Origin of the sequence: Microbacterium sp. PAMC22086 (assembly GCF_019443525.1) — a bacterium.
GTDB lineage: Bacteria > Actinomycetota > Actinomycetes > Actinomycetales > Microbacteriaceae > Microbacterium > Microbacterium maritypicum.
The window spans coordinates 2,670,602-2,685,959 of the sequence record NZ_CP080380.1 but is presented as its reverse complement, the minus strand read 5'-3'; the positions used below and the strand labels follow the sequence as shown (position 1 = coordinate 2,685,959).

Here is a 15,358-nt window from a genome sequence, read left to right as displayed (position 1 = left end):
ATGTCGACGCACCTGATCACGGGTGCGGGCTCCGGCATCGGCGCGGTTCTCGCCCGTCGACTGCTGTCCCGTGGCGACGCCGTGGTGGCGCTGGTCCGTGATGCCGGGCGTGCCCGGCAGATCGCGGAAGAGCTCCCCGGCGCATCCGTCCTCGTCGGCGACCTCGCACAGCCCGGCCGTCTGTCGTGGGCGCTGTCGAAGCAGCATCTGCCCGACCGCATCGACTCGCTGGTGCACGTCGCCGGCGTCGTCGATCTCGGTGACGTCGCCGACCTCGCCCCCTCACTCTGGGAGCAGCAGCTCGCGGTCAACCTCATCGCGCCCGCGGAGCTCACGCGCCTCCTGCTGCCGGTGCTGCGCGTGTCTCAGGGTCAGGTCGTGTTCGTGAACTCGGGCGCCGGGCTCCGTGCCAACGCCGGATGGTCGGCGTATGCGGCATCGAAGCACGGGCTCAGGGCCCTCGCCGATGCGCTGCGGGCGGAAGAGGCCCAGCACGGCGTGCGGGTGACCTCGATCTACCCCGGGCGCACCGCCACTCCGATGCAGGAGCGCGTGCATCAGCAGGAGGGGCAGGAGTACGACGCCGGCCGCTTCATCACCCCGGAGGCCGTCGTCACGACGATCCTCACTGCGCTCGACCTCCCTCGCGACGCGGAGATCACCGACCTCACGGTGCGACCGGGCCGCTGAGTCGTCGCTGTTCTCCGCGCCCGTGCCGCGACCGAATCCACCGACGGCACCGTCCTCGTGTGGTGTCAAGGGGCTTCCCTGGCAGCGGTTCGTGGCGCACTCTCTAGGGAGAGAGTCCTGGAGGGCCCCCACATGTCTGAACTTCCGGATCCGCGTTTCATGCTGAATCGCATCACGGCATCGGAGTGGGTGATCAACGACCTTCGTTACTCGCCCAACGATCCACGCCACGTGGTCGCGTGCGTGTACGAGCTCGCCGAAACAGAAGTCGAAGTGACATGGTTGCGCGACCTGCCTCTCGCCACCCGATACGGGACCGTTTTCGAGGTGCTCGAGGACGTCGAGCGGATGCGTGGTTCGAGCACGGCCACACGTCCGATCTCCATTCCCCATCGGCCGCCGCTGCTGGCGACGTAGTCGACCGCACGAGGCGCTGGCCGCCGCGAAGAGGCGCACCCCTCGATCAACGAGGGGTGCGCTTCGTCGTTCGCCTGTGGAGTGCTCCATCGACCGAGGCGCTCGGGGAAACCGCGTGCGACGGGCCGCACGGACACGCTCACACGCGACCTATGCGTCGCGTCGAAGGCTCTGCCGGTTCGAGATGAGACCGGCAGTGATCACGCATCCGACGGAGACGGCTGCCGCCGAGAGCAGCGGCGCCGCGAGATCCGCGAGTCCGACGCCTGATGCAGTGAGCAGCGTCGTCGGAGCCCAGGTAGCCAGTGCGTCGACGCTGCTCAGCAGCGGCAGTACCAGCATCAGCAGGGTCGCGGCGGCGATCGCGGGGGCGGTGCGCCTGGTCAGCGCCATGATGAGGTATCCGATACTCATCGCCATGACGAGGTAGAGCGCCGAAGCCACGCCGATAGTGATGATCAGCCCGCTGTCGATCGGACCGAGGAACACCGTGGTGAGTGCGGCAGCGAGCAGCAGGGCCCCGGCGTAGCTCCCGACGGCCGCGATCCAGTTGATGACGAGGCGGGGCAGCATCAGCAGCGGGGCGAGGTGTCTGACCCTGGTGCGGTAGAAGATCGAAGAGCCGGGGCGGGTGTCCCAACTCATGGAGGTGATCGCGAGGGCGACAGCCAGAATGAGACCGAGTTGCATGGCGCTCTGGTTGAACAATGCGATCCCGTCCATCGGGGTGGCGTCGGCAGCTTCGATGGTGAGTTGCTCGGTGCCGGCGGCAGCGGCCAGTAACTCGGGCATGTAGAGCGCGAGGGCGGGGCCGGAGAGTCCGAAGAACGCGAACACGGCAAGCAGACCGATCAGCGCTCCGGAACGGATGAGGCGTCGCGTCTCGACGCGGGCCGAGGCGAGGATGAGGGTCATCGGTGTTCCTGGTTCTGGACGATGCGGGCGAATGACGCGTCGAGGTCGCGATCGCGCAGAGTGACCTCGATGATGGGCGTGCGGAGGGTCTGCAGGGCGGTCACCAGGTGTTCGGCGGCTGATTCGAAGGTGGGGAAGCGGACCGTGCACAGCATGTCCGCTTCGAACTCGAAGCGCGCTTCAGGGACAGCAACCGCAAGGTCGGCAGCGCTGATCTGTGCGGGGGCGCCGAGGCGGATCGTCCAGACGGGCGCGATGCCCTCAGTGAGGATCGACGCCGTCGTTCCCTGGGTGATGACGCGCCCTTGGTCGATGACGACGATGTGGTCGGCAAGCTCTTCGACTTCGCTGAGCATGTGGCTGGAGAGCAGGATGCAGCGGTGACGCTTCTGCGCGGTGATGATCCCGCGCACGTCGGCGCGGCCGATGGGGTCGAGCGCGCTGTTCGGCTCATCGAGGATCAGGATCTCCGGATCCGTGACCAGCGCTGCCGCCATGCCAAGGCGTTGGACTCGGGCCGGGCGAGGCCTGCGATGATGCTGAACAGGACCGTCTTTCCGGCTCCGTTGGGCCCGATGACGGCCGTCACGGCGCGTTCGTCAGCGGTGAAGTCGATGCCACGGATGCCGCCACCGCCCGGGTAGATACGGGTGAGGTCTCCGACCTTCAGCGCCGCGGTCACCGCAGGTCCTCGTCTCTGAGTCTCTCGCCCCGGGCTCGGCCGATGATGATGTAGATGACCGCGCCGACCGGGACGGCGAACAGCACGATCTATACCCACGCCCACTTGGGGAGATGCTCGACGGGCCGGCGGATGATGTCGACGAGTGACCATCCGATGAGCACGGCCACGAGGACGAGAACAGGCATGAGGGGGAGGAGCATCGACGTGTCGAAGTTCACGGGGTTCACAAGGACTTCCCTTTCTTTCAGAGGATTGCCGTGGCAGAGTGCGCGGGTGCTGCACGAGCCACGCACGGCGAGCTGAATCAGTGGTGGGCACCAAACCACCACTGACTCGCCGCCTTCGCGACGTCGATATCGCTCAGCCGTTCGGCTCCGAGCTCTTCGGGGTGCTGCCCGGACGCGCATCGCCTCCGAGGGCGGTTTCGCGCGGCATCAGAACCGTGCTGAGAGTGCGACGACGGCGACCCGCGGACGGTTCGTTGGTCAGCACGCCTTCGAGTGCCGTCATGAGGGTGCGCCCGAACTCATCGACCTCCTCGTCGCTGGCCCAGAAGGACGCCTGAGCGAAACTGACCTGGTCGGCGCGCAGGTCCGGGTCTCCGGCGTGCAGATAGTCGCTGAAGTCGCGGATCAGTCCGGAGGTGAAGACCGTGAACGCCGCCAGCAGCTCCTCGTTGCTCAGGGAGTTCAGTTCCTCCGCTGAGGGGTTGGCGAAACTCGGGGAGAGGCGGTAGGTCCTCTCGCTCGCTCCTCGAACCTGCTGTTCATCTGCCACCTCGATCAGCTCGTGCGTGACCAAGTGGCCGACGTGCCGGTAGAGGGTGGCGATCGGGATGTCGGCCAAGCGCTCATGAAGCTGGTGCGTCGTGAGTTCCTCCTCGCCCAGCAGCGTCTGGACGATACGAAGGCGAACCGGATGCAGAAGTGCCGAAGAAGTAGCCACATCGATACGGTATCAGTATTGATATTGATAATGGTAAACAGCGTGGCCTCGCTGCCTCACGGTCGACAGGTCAGTCGACGGCGGGGCGGGGGTGATAGACCGATTGAGCCTCTACGGCTGCGGTGGCGAAATCACCGTCTGCATTGACGACGTGGCCGCGAGCCAGCGTGAGTCCGGTGGCGCGGCCCCGTCCCTTGAGCACGGCGCCGCGCAGGTCAGGGTTGGGGTCGCGGTGGCTCCCGCCGGCGACGAGCGAGACGTTCACCGCGGTGACGTCGCCGAGGATCTGCGATCCATCGCCCAGCGTGGAAGCGGCTGCGAGGTCGATCCTCCCGATGAGACGCACTCGACTGCCGACGGTGATCACGGCATCGTGACGATTCGCGAGGAGGGCAACGGCGTGCGGGCCGAACTCGTTGTCGGCACCGATGCTCACGCGCCCGCCGTCGGTCGCCTCGATGCGGGTGCCCTCGAAGAACCTGTTGCCGTCTCCGATACGGAGAGCGTCGGATTCAGCGTCGATACGGACGTTCGGTGAGAACACGTTTCCTGTCCCGATCCGAGCGTGCACGGAGAGGAGGGCGGAGTAGGGGTCGATGAAGACGTTGTGATCGTCCGCGATGAGCTCGCTCACCGTCCGATAACCCAGGAGCGTGCGCACGCGGTCCGCGTAGGCGAGGGGTGTCTCCGTCATGGCGCCTCCTGATCGCGTCCTCGTCCACTGGGGCGACCCCCATGAGACGAAGAAAGCCCCCGGAGAACCGGGGGCTTTTTCTGTGGACCTGAGGGGACTCGAACCCCTGACCCCCTGCATGCCATGCAGGTGCGCTACCAGCTGCGCCACAGGCCCAGACGCTGTTCCGGACCAGCCGGAGCAACTTGAAAAGAGTACTACACGAATCGACACGAGCACCAATCGGGGTGGGTATCCCGGGCGCGTCACGGCGTGGACGACGGCGGAGAGGAACAAGCGCGTGGAGCGGGGCGTTGAACCCGGCGTGAGCATCCTCGACAGTCTGGTGATCGGCGCAGGGCAGGCCGGCCTCTCGGCATCCTTCCACCTCGCGCGGCTGGGCATCTCGCACGTGGTCCTCGACGCGGATACGCGGCCCGGGGGTGCCTGGCAGCACCGGTGGGACGCGCTGACCATGCGTGACGTGCACGGTGTCGCAGAGCTGCTGGGAGACACACCCCCACCACGCGACCGCGCACGCGCGAACGAGGCAGTGCCCGCCTACTTCGCCGCCTACGAGCACCGGCATGCCCTCCCGGTGCTCCGTCCCGTGCACGTGGAACGGGTGGACGACCAGGACGGCGTGCTCGTCGTGCGCGCCCGCGAGGGGGAGTGGACGACCCGCACCCTCGTGAATGCGACCGGCACCTGGTCGCATCCCTTCCTGCCGCACTTCCCGGGTATGGAGACCTTCGTCGGCGAACAGCTGCACACCGTCGACTACCCGGGGCCGGAGCACTTCATCGGCACGCGGGTGCTCGTCGTGGGCGGGGGAGCGTCCGCCGTACAGTTCCTCGGCGCACTCGCTCCGATCACCGACACGCTGTGGGTCACCCGTCGAGAACCGGTGTGGCGCAACGACGACTTCACCCCGGAGGCAGGAGCTGCAGCCGTCGCGCTCGTGGAGCAGCGCGTCGCCGCCGGTCTCCCTCCTGAGAGCGTGGTCAGCGTCACCGGGCTCATGCTCCGCCCGCAGGAGCGGGAGGCCGAGCGTCTGGGCGCCTACGCCGACCGGCGCCCCCTGTTCGAGCGGATCGAACCCGACGGGGTGCGCTGGGCCGACGGCAGCTTCGAGCAGGTCGACGTGATCCTGTGGGCCACCGGGTTCCGCCCTGCGGTCACGCACCTGGCTCCTCTTCACCTGCGCAGTGCGGCCGGGGGCATCCAGTTGGACCGGAACGGCCGCGGTACGACGGCTGTCGCAGACCCCCGCGTGCAGCTGGTCGGCTACGGTCCGTCGGCGAGCACGATCGGTGCCAATCGTGCCGGTCGCTCGGCGGCGAAGGGAGTGCAGCGGGCGCTGCAGTCCACGAACGCGCGCGTCACCAGCGGTTGAGCACCTCTTCCGCGAATCCTTCGATGCCGTCGACATGCACCTGCGTTCCGGTGTCGTCCCGTACCCAGCCCGACCAGACGCCGAAGAGCTGATCCGTCCTGCTCGAGATCACCAGGGCATTCGTGCGCGAGTGCTTGTCATAGAACGGGGTGAAGGTGAGGTCGGCGCTCGTCCCGTGCACACGCCACGGGCGCAGGAACTGCTCGGGGTCGTAGTCCCAGACGAGCTCCTCGCTGATCTTCGACAGGCGTCCGTCGACCAGCAGCGCGTTCTCGGTCGCCCCGGAGCCGTCGGTCCATTTCGAGCCCAGCTGCAGCCCTATGACGCGACCGTCGACGGTACCGCTCCCCGCCGCCCAGTTCCAACGCACACGGTAGGGCCAGCGTCCGCGCCCGTGGTCGAGCACCGCCCAGCTGCCCGCGGACACGTCGTGGGTGACGCCGTCCACCGTCACCGTCCCTGTCGTCGGGCGTGCCACATCCTTCACCGTGTACTGGAAACGGGAGATGTCCTCTCCTCGGCGCCAGGGGACGACGACACCGAGGGACTCGTGACCGGGAGGACGGCCCGCCAGCAGGTCGAAGGACACCCGTGGAGCGGTGCCACGCAGACGGGTCCCGTCGAACGTCTCGTCGACGTCGATGGTGATGCGACGGGTGCGCGCTCGGGCGGGCCCTGCACCGAGAGACGCCGGTAGCGTCGCGCTGCGGCCTCCCGGCGATATCACCGTCGTGCCGATGTCGTCACCGGTCGCTCGGTCGAGCACCCACACCTCATGCAGCGACATGTAGTCGACGCACGACACCGTGAAGGCGATGATGTGCGACGCCGTCATCACGTTCCAGTACTCCCAGCGCTTGTTGCGCCCCCAATGACCGCGGCCCGGGATCCCCGAGGTGTCGTGCACCGGTACGCGCGACCAGCCCAGCGCATCGTGGTTCAAGGCCCCGTCGGGGGTGGTGAGTGACACGTGCGCGGTGATCTCGCGCTCGATCAGCGGTGTGGGCATCGTCGTCCTGCTGTCGGGAGGGACACCGTCTCGGGTCGGCGTCGTTGACCCGAGTGTAGAGGACCGAGTGTCGGGTTCGGGATCGACAGCGACCAGACCCCCGCCGAGGTCGGGGAGGGGAGCGTAGGGTGAAGACATGTCGCGAATCATCGTCTTCGGCGGCCATGGCCGCATCGCCCTCCTGCTCGCGCCGCTCCTGGTCGCTCGAGGGGATGAGGTGACGGGAGTGATCCGCAACCCGGATCATTCCTCCGATGTGGAAGCCGGCGGGGCGAAAGCGCTGGTCGCCGACGTCGAGAGCATGGATGTCGAGGCGCTCGCCGAGATCATCCGAGGTCACGACGCCGTCGTCTGGTCGGCAGGTGCCGGCGGCGGGTCTGCCGAGCGCACCTACGCGGTCGACCGCCACGCGGCGCAGCGCTCCATGGACGCGGCCGAACGCGCCGGCATCCGACGGTACGTGATGGTGTCCTGGCTCGGCTCCACCGCCGATCATGGCGTGCCGCAGGACGATTCCTTCTTCCCGTACGCGGACGCGAAGTGGGCCGCTGACGAGCACCTGCGAGGAACCGGCCTCGAGGGCACGATCCTCGCACCGGGAACGCTCACCTTCGACGAGCCCACCGGCCGGATCCAGATCGACCCCGACGGTCGAGGAGCGGTATCACGCGCCGACGTCGCGGCCGTGATCGCAGCCACCCTCCACGAGCCGTGCACGGTCGGCCGGACGATCCGGTTCGGGAACGGCGACACCGACGGCGCGGTGCCGATCGCCGAGGCCCTCTCCTGCTGACGATCCCTGCACCGCACCGATGCGCGTGAACTCTCGACACCGGGGACGGGCGGCAGGCGCACTCGCGCTCGCCGCAGCGGTGGGGCTCTGCGCCTCGTCGGCGGCGTCGGCCTCGATCACGGCGACCATGGCTCCGCGCACTCCCTCGGCCACGGTGCCGAGCACCGGAGCCGAGAGGTTCGTCGACCGCGCGACCGCTCTGGTGAAGGCGATGCCTGTCGGGGAACAGGCATCGACCGTGGTGATGGGACACGTGGCGGGGACCGATCCGGGCGCGCTCCGGGCGTACATGGAATCGGGCCTGGGCGGATTCATCCTGATGGGGGCCAACATCCCGGCATCCGAAGCCGAGCTGCAGGCGCTCACCGCCGCGCTCACGGTGGATCCGACGCTGCCGCCGCTCATCGCCGTCGATCAGGAGGGCGGTCTGGTCTCGCGTCTGAACGGCGACGACCATGCCGCTTCCACCTCGCTGAAGGGTCTTCCGGTGTCTGAGACTTCCGCGGCGTTCGCCGCGCGGGGCTCGTTGGTGGCACGCGCGGGGATCACCGTGAACTTCGGCACCGTGGCCGACTACACGGCCGATCCCGGCTCGTTCATCCATGGCCGTGCACTCGGCACCGATCCGGCCGGTGCGGCTGAGCGCGTGGCGGCTGCGACCGGTGCGCAGGAGCAGTTCCTCGCTTCGACGCTCAAGCACTTCCCCGGGCACGGTGCGGCGCCCGGCGACTCGCATCATGCGATCCCGAGCACGACGATGGGGCTCGAGGAGTGGCGTGCCACCGCCGCTGTTCCGTTCGCTGCAGGGATCGACGCGGGGGCCTCGCTGCTGATGTACGGGCATCTGGCCTACACGGCCGTCGACACCCTGCCGGCATCCCTCTCGCCGACCTGGCATGAGATCGCCAGGGACGAGCTCGGCTTCACGGGTGTCGCGGTCACCGACGACCTCGGGATGCTGCTCTCGTCGGGAGACCCGGCCTATGCGGACCCGGTCGCGAACGGAGTGGCGGCGATCGCCGCGGGGAACGACCTGGTGCTGATGGTCGCGGGCTCCGATGCGCAGACGGCGGGATCGATGGTGCACGGCATCACCGCGGCGGTCGAGACGGGCACACTGTCGCCCGAGCGCCTCGAAGAAGCGGCGACGCGCGTGGTCGCGCTGCGGTTGCAGCTCTCCGCCGCGACGGCCTCCTGGGCGGTCTGCGAAGACTGCGACCGGGTGGACTGAGCGCTCAGGCCGCGTCGCGGGCCCCGGCGCCGAGCCAGGCGTTCAGCAGTGCGGTGCGCAGGGCGGCCCCGCGGTCCGCGAACCCTCGCTGCCGACGCACGTACTCGGCCTTGCCTTCGGGCGTCTCGATGGGAACGGGAACCACGTCCCACGCCGAGAGGTCGTACGGTGCCGCCTGCATGTCGAGAAGGCGTATGTCGCGAGCGAGTTCGAACGAATCCAGGAGGAGGTCGCCCGGGATGAGGGGCCCGAGCTTCGTCGCCCACCTGTACAGGTCCATGCCCGCGTGCAGGCACCCCGGCTGCTCGAATAGCGGCTGCTCGTCGCGACTCAACGAGGTGCGGTTGCGGGGGACCGCCTCGGGGGTGAAGAAGCGGAAGGCGTCGAAATGAGTGCAGCGCAGGTCGTGATTCTCGACGACGGCATCCGTGCCCGCCTGCCCCAGTCGCAGCGGAACCGCATGTCGGTGCTCGTCGGCGCGGTACACCATCGCCCACTCGTGCAGACCGAAGCAGCCGAACTGCCCTGGCCGCGATGCCGTGCGGCGGAGCATCTTCTCGATGAGCGATGCCAGCTCCGCCTTCTCTCGGCCGAAAGCTGCCGCATCGGGAACCGCGCTGTCAGCGGATCGTCCTGCGCGGTACCAGCGCCAGTCGAGGCGTTCGCCGGCATCGGCGAGCTCGACGCCGGCGCCCGGGTGCCAGCGGCGCAGCTGTGCGGGCTTGTAGGAGTAGTACGTGAAGAGGAAGTCCCACACCGGGTGCTTCTCCGCCCGGGTCGCCCGGTCACGGTGCGCAGCAGTGAGAGCATCGGCACGTTCACGATGCGCTTCTTCGAGGACCAGCCAGTCCTGGCGGGAGAGGGACATGTCAGTGCAGGATGCCGGCTTCGCCCAGCAGATCGCGAAGACCGGCACCGTCTTCGGCACTCACCCACGGGGCGACATCCTCGGAGTGCGGCTCATGGCCTGCCCGACCACCCGCGAGGACGGCCTCGGCAGGGAGGAGACGACGGATCGCGACGCCCGCGACGGAGTCGGGGTACTCCTCCATGAACTGACTGTAGATCGACTCGTCGTGCTGGCCGTCGTCACCGATCAGCAGCCACTTCACATCGGGGAACTCGGTCGCGAGTCGCCGCAGGTTCGTCAGCTTGTGCTCGCGCCCGCTGCGGAACCAGCGCTCATGCGTGGGCCCCCAGTCGGTCAGGAGCATGGAACCGGCGGGGAACAGATGACGGCCGAGGAAGCGCCACAGGGTGGGGGCGACGTTCCACGCCCCCGTGGAGAGGTAGACCATCGGCGCGCCGGGGTGCTGCCGCAGCAGCTGGTCGAGGAGCACGGCCATCCCCGGTACGGGAAGACGTGCATGCTCGTCGAGCACGAAGGAGTTCCAGAAGGCGATGAAGGGACGAGGGAGAGCCGTGACCATCACGGTGTCGTCGACATCCGACACCACACCGAACGACGTGCCCTCAGCGACGATGAACGCTCGTGCCTCCACCGGAGGCTGTCCCTCGACGGAGAACGTGAACGTCTGCCAGCCGGGCTCCAGATCGACGCGGATCATGGCGTCGACCACACCGCCGCGGTCGGCGGCGACCTGATGCGTGGTGCCGCCGAAATGCACGCTCACGGCGGCGAAGCCCACAGGGATGCCGACGAAGCTGCGCCAGCCACGAACGCTCGCGGGTTCACCCTCGCGGGTACGACGCTGCGGCGGCACGATCAGAACACGGCCGACGACGCGGACCCAGCCGGGACCGCCGTAGCCGGGGAAGGGAAGGATCGTCGCGGCGCGGCCTCGACGGCGCGCGCGACCCTCTCGCCAGACGTGGAGGCGATGTTCGAGTCGGGCGAACCAGTGGATCCGGGGGGCCGGGGGAGCCGATGCCATTGCCTCAGTCTTTCACGTCGGCGTCGGCCTCTGCCTCCGGGCCCTTCAGATGACGGGCCTCGACGCGCTGCAGGAGCTTCTTGCCGAGGAACGCCAGGAGCAGGAAGAGCGCGATCACGCCGACGAAGATGTATCCCGCGAAGTGCACGCGATCGACCAGTTCGCGGAAGCTGCCCGCAGCGAGCGAGGTCACGCTCACGTAGGCGGTGGCCCAGAGGACGCACGCGGGAGCCGTCCACGCCAGGAACCTGCGGTACGGGTACTCGCTCATGCCCACGGTGAGCGGCACGAGGGAATGCAGCACCGGGAGGAAGCGGGACAGGAAGATCGCGATGCCGCCGCGGCGCTCGAGATAGTTCTCGGCGCGAACCCAGTTGTGCTCACCGATTCTGCGCCCCAACCACGACACTCGGATGTGCGGGCCCAGCCAGCGCCCCAGCCAGAAGCCGATGCTCTCGCCGATCAGGGCCCCGATCACGACCGCGACGCCCATCGCGACGCCCTCCAGCGAAGTGGCGACCCCCATCGAGGCGATGATCACGATCGTGTCACCGGGAACGACGAGACCGATCAGGATGCTCGTCTCCAGCATCACGGCGAGCCCGGCGATCAGCGTGCGGGCGACCGGATCGATCGACTGCACGGTGTCGAGGAGCCAGATCAGGAGGTCGTCCACCCCATGAGGATACGGGAGCCGCCCGGTCCTAGGCTGGAAAGGTGCCCGAACAGCTGAGTGCTCGCCCGCTTCCCGCCTGGGTGGAGCCGTCGTCGGTGTTCGGGATGCTGGAAGCCGGAGCCGCGGATGTGTTCTGGCTCGATGCCGGGGCAGCCGCCACGACGGGGTGGAGTTTCGTCGGTACGGGGGAACCCTCGACACTTCCGCGCGAAGTGCGCCTCGACAGGGGCGCCGCCGATCCCGCGCTGCCGCCGTTCACCGGGGGGTGGGTCGGCTGGCTCGACTATGAGAGCGGCGCCCGTGTCGCCGGGGCGCCCGTGGCCGGCGCCGTCGAGGAGAGCGGCGGCTCCTGGCTTCGCGCCACCCGTGTCGTCGCCTTCGACCACTCCCTCGGCCGCGCGTGGACCCTCAGTGCGGATCACGACGCCGAAGCCTGGGCAGCCGCTGTCTCCGCGTTGGTCGGGGCGCGGGAACCCGTGCCCATGCCCGTGCGGGCCGACGAGACCCGCGTCGCCCAGGCGCGCCACGACCCGCAGGAGTATGCGGCCCTCATCGAACGCTGCCGCGATCTCATCCGTGCGGGTATCGCCTACCAGCTGTGCCTGACCACGCGCTTCACCGTCAGGGGAGCGCATGACGCCGTGGACGTCTACCACCGGCTCCGCACCGCCACGCCCGCCCACCACGGCGGGTTCGTGCGGATCGGCGACCGCACGCTGCTGAGCGCGAGCCCGGAGCAGTTCCTCCATGCGGACGGAGGCATCATCCGCACGCGTCCCATCAAGGGCACCAGGCCCAGAAGCTCAGATCCCGTCGCAGACGCCGCGCTCGCCGCAGAGCTCGCGACGGATCGCAAGGAGCGCGCCGAGAATGTCATGATCGTCGACCTGATGCGCAACGATCTCTCGCGGGTGTGCGAGCCGGGGAGCATCCGTGTCGAGGGGCTGTGGGTGGTGGAGAGCTATCCGGCCGTGCACCAGCTCGTGAGCACGGTGAGCGGCGTCGCGGCCGTAGGGACGACGGTCGGTGCTCTGCTGGAGGCGGCCTTCCCCGCCGGCAGCATGACCGGCGCTCCGAAGCTGTCGGCGATGACCAGGCTCCACGAGTTGGAGGGCGGGCCCCGCGGTGTGTACGCGGGCTGCTTCGGCTACATCGGCGTCGACGGCACGCTGGATCTGGCCATGGTGATCCGCAGCATCCTGATCGAGGGTGAGCTGGCCGTCGTCGGCGCCGGGGGAGGCATCACCTGGGGCTCTGTCGCGGCGTCCGAGGTGGCGGAGGTGGCGACCAAGGCGCGCGCACCGCTCGCCGCGCTCGGCGCCGGAATGCCTGTGCTCTGGCGTTCCGATATCCTGAACTGATCCCGCTTTTTCCTTCAGATTGGTCGTGCGTTCGTTGTCTGAGAACCTGTCCACCGCTCCTGCCGACGACGAGGCCCCGTCGGCGCACGCCATCCAGAACAAGTGGCAGAAGTACTGGGCGGACAACGGCACGTTCCTCACGGGCGGCGACGACGACACGCGTCCGCGGCGGTACGTGCTGGCGATGTTCCCCTATCCCTCGGGCGACCTGCACATGGGACACGCCGAGAACTACCTCTACTCCGACATCGTGGCCCGTTTCTGGCGTCACCGCGGGCACAACGTGCTCAACCCGATCGGCTGGGACTCCTTCGGTCTGCCCGCCGAGAACGCGGCGATCCGTCAGGGTACCGACCCGCGGGAGTGGACCTACCAGAACATCGCGCAGCAGAAGGTCGGTTTCGAGGCATACGGCGTCTCGTTCGACTGGAGCCGGGTGCTGCACACCTCCGACCCCGAGTACTACCGCTGGAACCAGTGGCTGTTCCTGAAGCTGTATGAGCGCGGTCTGGCCTATCGCAAGAAGAGTCCGGTCAACTGGTGCCCCAACGACCAGACGGTCCTGGCGAACGAGCAGGTGGTCGACGGACGCTGCGATCGTTGCGGCGCCGAGGTGATCAAGAAGAAGCTCACCCAGTGGTACTTCCGCATCACCGACTACGCCGACCGTCTGCTGGATGACCTGAACCAGCTCGAGGGCTTCTGGCCGCACAAGGTGCTGCAGATGCAGCGCAACTGGATCGGTCGCTCGGTGGGTGCCGACGTCGACTTCCTCATCGAGGGTCGCGAGGAGCCGGTCACGGTGTTCTCGACGCGTCCTGACACCCTGCACGGGGCGACGTTCTTCGTGGTCGCCCCCGACTCCGACCTGGCGTCGGAACTCGCAGCCGATGCTCCGGACGAGGTGCGCCAGCGCTTCCAGACGTATCTGGAGCAGGTGCAGAAGGAGACCGACATCGATCGGCAGTCCACGGACCGTCCGAAGACCGGCGTCTTCCTCGAGCGCTACGCGATCAACCCCGTCAACGGCGAGAAGCTGCCCGTGTGGGCAGCCGACTACGTGCTGGCCGACTACGGTCACGGCGCGGTCATGGCCGTCCCGGCACACGACCAGCGCGACTTGGACTTCGCCCGCGCGTTCGACCTGCCCGTCAAGGTGGTCGTCGACACGACGGCCCCCGTCACCGGTGCCATGCCGGTCATCGAGGTCGACGAGGAGGGCGTGCCGATCGACACCGGTGCCGCGCTCGAGGAGCAGAACCCCGCGACCACCGGCATCGCGCTCACGGGCGAGGGTCGCATGATCAATTCCGGGGCGCTGAACGGACTCTCCAAGCGCAACGCCATCGCGCGGGCGATCGAGCAGCTGGCGGCCACCGGTACCGGTCGTGCCGCCAAGAACTACCGTCTGCGCGACTGGCTCATCTCGCGTCAGCGGTTCTGGGGCACGCCGATCCCGATGCTGCACGCTGAGGACGGAAGCATCATCCCGGTTTCCGAGGACAAGCTCCCCGTCAAGCTGCCGAGCGTCGAGGGACTCGACCTCAAGCCCAAGGGCACGTCGCCGCTGGGTGGCGCCGAGAGCTGGGTGCGCACGACCGACCCGCACACGGGTGACCCCGTGCTGCGTGACCCCGACACGATGGACACGTTCGTCGACAGTTCGTGGTACTTCCTGCGCTTCCTCTCGCCGAACAGCGACACGGTGGCGTTCGATCCGGCCCAGGCTTCCCGCTGGGCGCCGGTCGACTCGTACATCGGCGGTGTCGAGCACGCGATCCTGCACCTGCTGTACGCGCGCTTCATCACGAAGGTGCTGTTCGACATGGGGCTGATCGACTTCACCGAGCCCTTCTCGAACCTCATCAACCAGGGCATGGTGCTGCTCGACGGGCAGAAGATGTCCAAGAGCAAGGGCAACCTGGTTCTCTTCCAGGAGGAGCTCGACGCCCACGGTGCCGACGCCCTGCGCGTGGGGCTGGCGTTCGCCGGTCCTGTGGAGGACGACAAGGACTGGGCTGACGTCTCGACGACCGGCGCTCAGAAGTTCCTGGCGCGCGCGATGCGCATCGCCGGCGAGGTATCGAGCCCGGTCGATGTGGTGTTCGACGGTGGCGACGCCGCTCTTCGGCGTGCGACGCACAAGCTCCTTTCCGAGGCGCCGGGCCTGGTCGAGCAGACCAAGTTCAACGTCTTGGTCGCCCGCCTGATGGAGCTCGTGAACACCACCCGCAAGACGATCGACGGCGCAGCGGGCGCAGCCGACCCCGCTGTGCGCGAGGCCGCTGAGACGATCGCCGTGATGCTCGACCTCATCGCTCCGCACACCGCAGAGGAGATGTGGGAGATCCTCGGTCACGAGCCTTCCGTCGGCCTGGTGACGTGGCGTTCCGCCGACCCGGCGCTGCTGATCGAGGACAAGATCACCGCCGTCGTGCAGGTGGGTGGCAAGGTGCGCGCCCAGCTCGAGGTCTCCGCCCGCATCGGCGAGTCGGAGCTCGAGGCTTTGGCACGCGCGGACGAGCGCGTGATCCGGTCGATCGGCGACCGCGAGATCGTGAAGGTCGTCGTGCGTGCCCCGAAGATCGTGAGCTTCGTCGTCAAAGGCTGATCACCTCTTCCTCCACGGAGGACGATGATCCGGTCGGGGGCCCCGCGGTACGCCGCGAGGT

Annotated in this window: 17 protein-coding genes and 1 tRNA gene; 7 read left to right on the top strand and 11 right to left on the bottom strand. The window is 68.3% G+C overall.

Going from position 1 to position 15,358, the window contains the following annotated elements:
* Together KY497_RS13335 and KY497_RS13330 are read left to right on the top strand one after the other, a co-directional pair.
* Complete coding sequence (locus tag KY497_RS13335) at positions 1 to 690, top strand: SDR family oxidoreductase (protein ID WP_127482243.1); 690 nt, start codon at positions 1 to 3, stop codon at positions 688 to 690.
* Between the two features lie 132 nt (positions 691 to 822).
* On the top strand, positions 823 to 1,107 hold the full coding sequence (locus KY497_RS13330; protein ID WP_218682234.1) for a hypothetical protein: 285 nt from the start codon (positions 823 to 825) through the stop codon (positions 1,105 to 1,107).
* Positions 1,108 to 1,257: 150 nt separating this feature from the next.
* Here the strand turns inward: KY497_RS13330 and KY497_RS13325 are convergent, their stop codons facing one another.
* From KY497_RS13325 to KY497_RS13295, 7 genes are all read right to left on the bottom strand, one after another.
* Positions 1,258 to 2,022, bottom strand: coding sequence for a hypothetical protein (locus KY497_RS13325; RefSeq protein ID WP_219869247.1), 765 nt, complete (start codon positions 2,020 to 2,022; stop codon positions 1,258 to 1,260).
* Complete coding sequence (locus KY497_RS13320) at positions 2,019 to 2,519, bottom strand: hypothetical protein (protein ID WP_219869246.1); 501 nt, start codon at positions 2,517 to 2,519, stop codon at positions 2,019 to 2,021. The genes KY497_RS13325 and KY497_RS13320 overlap by 4 nt, the downstream gene beginning before the upstream one ends.
* A complete protein-coding gene (locus tag KY497_RS13315) occupies positions 2,483 to 2,704 on the bottom strand; it encodes an ATP-binding cassette domain-containing protein (RefSeq protein WP_219869245.1) in 222 nt (73 codons plus the stop codon). The genes KY497_RS13320 and KY497_RS13315 overlap by 37 nt, the downstream gene beginning before the upstream one ends.
* Before the next feature lie 89 nt (positions 2,705 to 2,793).
* Positions 2,794 to 2,934 carry a hypothetical protein gene (locus KY497_RS13310; protein ID WP_219869244.1) on the bottom strand — a complete coding sequence of 47 codons (141 nt, stop codon included), beginning with the start codon at positions 2,932 to 2,934 and terminating at the stop codon, positions 2,794 to 2,796.
* A gap of 133 nt (positions 2,935 to 3,067) precedes the next feature.
* Complete coding sequence (locus KY497_RS13305) at positions 3,068 to 3,652, bottom strand: helix-turn-helix domain-containing protein (protein ID WP_219869243.1); 585 nt, start codon at positions 3,650 to 3,652, stop codon at positions 3,068 to 3,070.
* Between the two features lie 70 nt (positions 3,653 to 3,722).
* Complete coding sequence (locus KY497_RS13300; RefSeq protein ID WP_219869242.1) at positions 3,723 to 4,346, bottom strand: hypothetical protein; 624 nt, start codon at positions 4,344 to 4,346, stop codon at positions 3,723 to 3,725.
* Between the two features lie 83 nt (positions 4,347 to 4,429).
* Positions 4,430 to 4,502 (bottom strand) — tRNA-Ala (locus KY497_RS13295).
* A 148-nt stretch (positions 4,503 to 4,650) separates the two neighbouring features.
* Here KY497_RS13295 and KY497_RS13290 point away from each other — a divergent pair.
* On the top strand, positions 4,651 to 5,721 hold the full coding sequence (locus KY497_RS13290; protein ID WP_219869241.1) for an NAD(P)-binding domain-containing protein: 1,071 nt from the start codon (positions 4,651 to 4,653) through the stop codon (positions 5,719 to 5,721).
* On the opposite strand, the gene KY497_RS13285 is transcribed toward KY497_RS13290, so the two are convergent.
* Positions 5,708 to 6,730 carry a DUF2804 domain-containing protein gene (locus tag KY497_RS13285; protein WP_141386114.1) on the bottom strand — a complete coding sequence of 341 codons (1,023 nt, stop codon included), beginning with the start codon at positions 6,728 to 6,730 and terminating at the stop codon, positions 5,708 to 5,710. The genes KY497_RS13290 and KY497_RS13285 overlap by 14 nt on opposite strands.
* A 136-nt stretch (positions 6,731 to 6,866) precedes the next feature.
* Here KY497_RS13285 and KY497_RS13280 point away from each other — a divergent pair, with 136 nt between their 5' ends.
* Both KY497_RS13280 and KY497_RS13275 read left to right on the top strand, forming a co-directional pair.
* Positions 6,867 to 7,523: an SDR family oxidoreductase gene (locus KY497_RS13280; RefSeq protein WP_219869240.1), complete on the top strand. Its 657-nt coding sequence runs from the start codon at positions 6,867 to 6,869 to the stop codon at positions 7,521 to 7,523.
* 19 nt (positions 7,524 to 7,542) lie between these two features.
* Positions 7,543 to 8,754 (top strand): glycoside hydrolase family 3 N-terminal domain-containing protein, encoded by a 1,212-nt coding sequence (locus KY497_RS13275; protein WP_219869239.1) that lies wholly within the window; start codon positions 7,543 to 7,545, stop codon positions 8,752 to 8,754.
* Between the two features lie 4 nt (positions 8,755 to 8,758).
* Here KY497_RS13275 and KY497_RS13270 read toward each other — a convergent pair whose 3' ends face one another.
* Genes KY497_RS13270 through KY497_RS13260 form a run of 3 tightly spaced genes read right to left on the bottom strand, consistent with a single transcriptional unit; the run spans position 8,759 to position 11,325 of the window.
* A complete protein-coding gene (locus KY497_RS13270; RefSeq protein ID WP_219869238.1) occupies positions 8,759 to 9,622 on the bottom strand; it encodes a 3-methyladenine DNA glycosylase in 864 nt (287 codons plus the stop codon).
* 1 nt (position 9,623) lies between these two features.
* Positions 9,624 to 10,649 carry an App1 family protein gene (locus tag KY497_RS13265; protein ID WP_219869237.1) on the bottom strand — a complete coding sequence of 342 codons (1,026 nt, stop codon included), beginning with the start codon at positions 10,647 to 10,649 and terminating at the stop codon, positions 9,624 to 9,626.
* Between the two features lie 4 nt (positions 10,650 to 10,653).
* The gene (locus KY497_RS13260) at positions 10,654 to 11,325 is read right to left on the bottom strand and encodes a DedA family protein (protein WP_219869236.1); all 672 of its coding nucleotides are present in this window, start codon (positions 11,323 to 11,325) and stop codon (positions 10,654 to 10,656) included.
* Positions 11,326 to 11,366: 41 nt separating this feature from the next.
* Here KY497_RS13260 and KY497_RS13255 point away from each other — a divergent pair, with 41 nt between their 5' ends.
* Both KY497_RS13255 and leuS read left to right on the top strand, forming a co-directional pair.
* Entirely contained in the window at positions 11,367 to 12,686 is a 1,320-nt protein-coding gene (locus KY497_RS13255) for an anthranilate synthase component I family protein (RefSeq protein WP_141386108.1), read from the top strand.
* 34 nt (positions 12,687 to 12,720) lie between these two features.
* Positions 12,721 to 15,297 carry a leucine--tRNA ligase gene (gene leuS, locus KY497_RS13250; protein WP_219869235.1) on the top strand — a complete coding sequence of 859 codons (2,577 nt, stop codon included), beginning with the start codon at positions 12,721 to 12,723 and terminating at the stop codon, positions 15,295 to 15,297.
* Positions 15,298 to 15,358: the final 61 nt, after the last annotated feature.

Excerpts from the sequence above, each read along its gene's own strand:
- KY497_RS13335 (WP_127482243.1), top strand. The coding sequence starts at position 1 with ATGTCGACGCACCTGATCACGGGTGCGGGCTCCGGCATCGGCGCGGTT.
- KY497_RS13330 (WP_218682234.1), top strand. The coding sequence starts at position 823 with ATGTCTGAACTTCCGGATCCGCGTTTCATGCTGAATCGCATCACGGCA.
- KY497_RS13325 (WP_219869247.1), bottom strand. The coding sequence starts at position 2,022 with ATGACCCTCATCCTCGCCTCGGCCCGCGTCGAGACGCGACGCCTCATC.
- KY497_RS13320 (WP_219869246.1), bottom strand. The coding sequence starts at position 2,519 with ATGGCGGCAGCGCTGGTCACGGATCCGGAGATCCTGATCCTCGATGAG.
- KY497_RS13300 (WP_219869242.1), bottom strand. The coding sequence starts at position 4,346 with ATGACGGAGACACCCCTCGCCTACGCGGACCGCGTGCGCACGCTCCTG.
- KY497_RS13285 (WP_141386114.1), bottom strand. The coding sequence starts at position 6,730 with ATGCCCACACCGCTGATCGAGCGCGAGATCACCGCGCACGTGTCACTC.
- KY497_RS13280 (WP_219869240.1), top strand. The coding sequence starts at position 6,867 with ATGTCGCGAATCATCGTCTTCGGCGGCCATGGCCGCATCGCCCTCCTG.
- KY497_RS13275 (WP_219869239.1), top strand. The coding sequence starts at position 7,543 with ATGCGCGTGAACTCTCGACACCGGGGACGGGCGGCAGGCGCACTCGCG.
- KY497_RS13270 (WP_219869238.1), bottom strand. The coding sequence starts at position 9,622 with ATGTCCCTCTCCCGCCAGGACTGGCTGGTCCTCGAAGAAGCGCATCGT.
- KY497_RS13265 (WP_219869237.1), bottom strand. The coding sequence starts at position 10,649 with ATGGCATCGGCTCCCCCGGCCCCCCGGATCCACTGGTTCGCCCGACTC.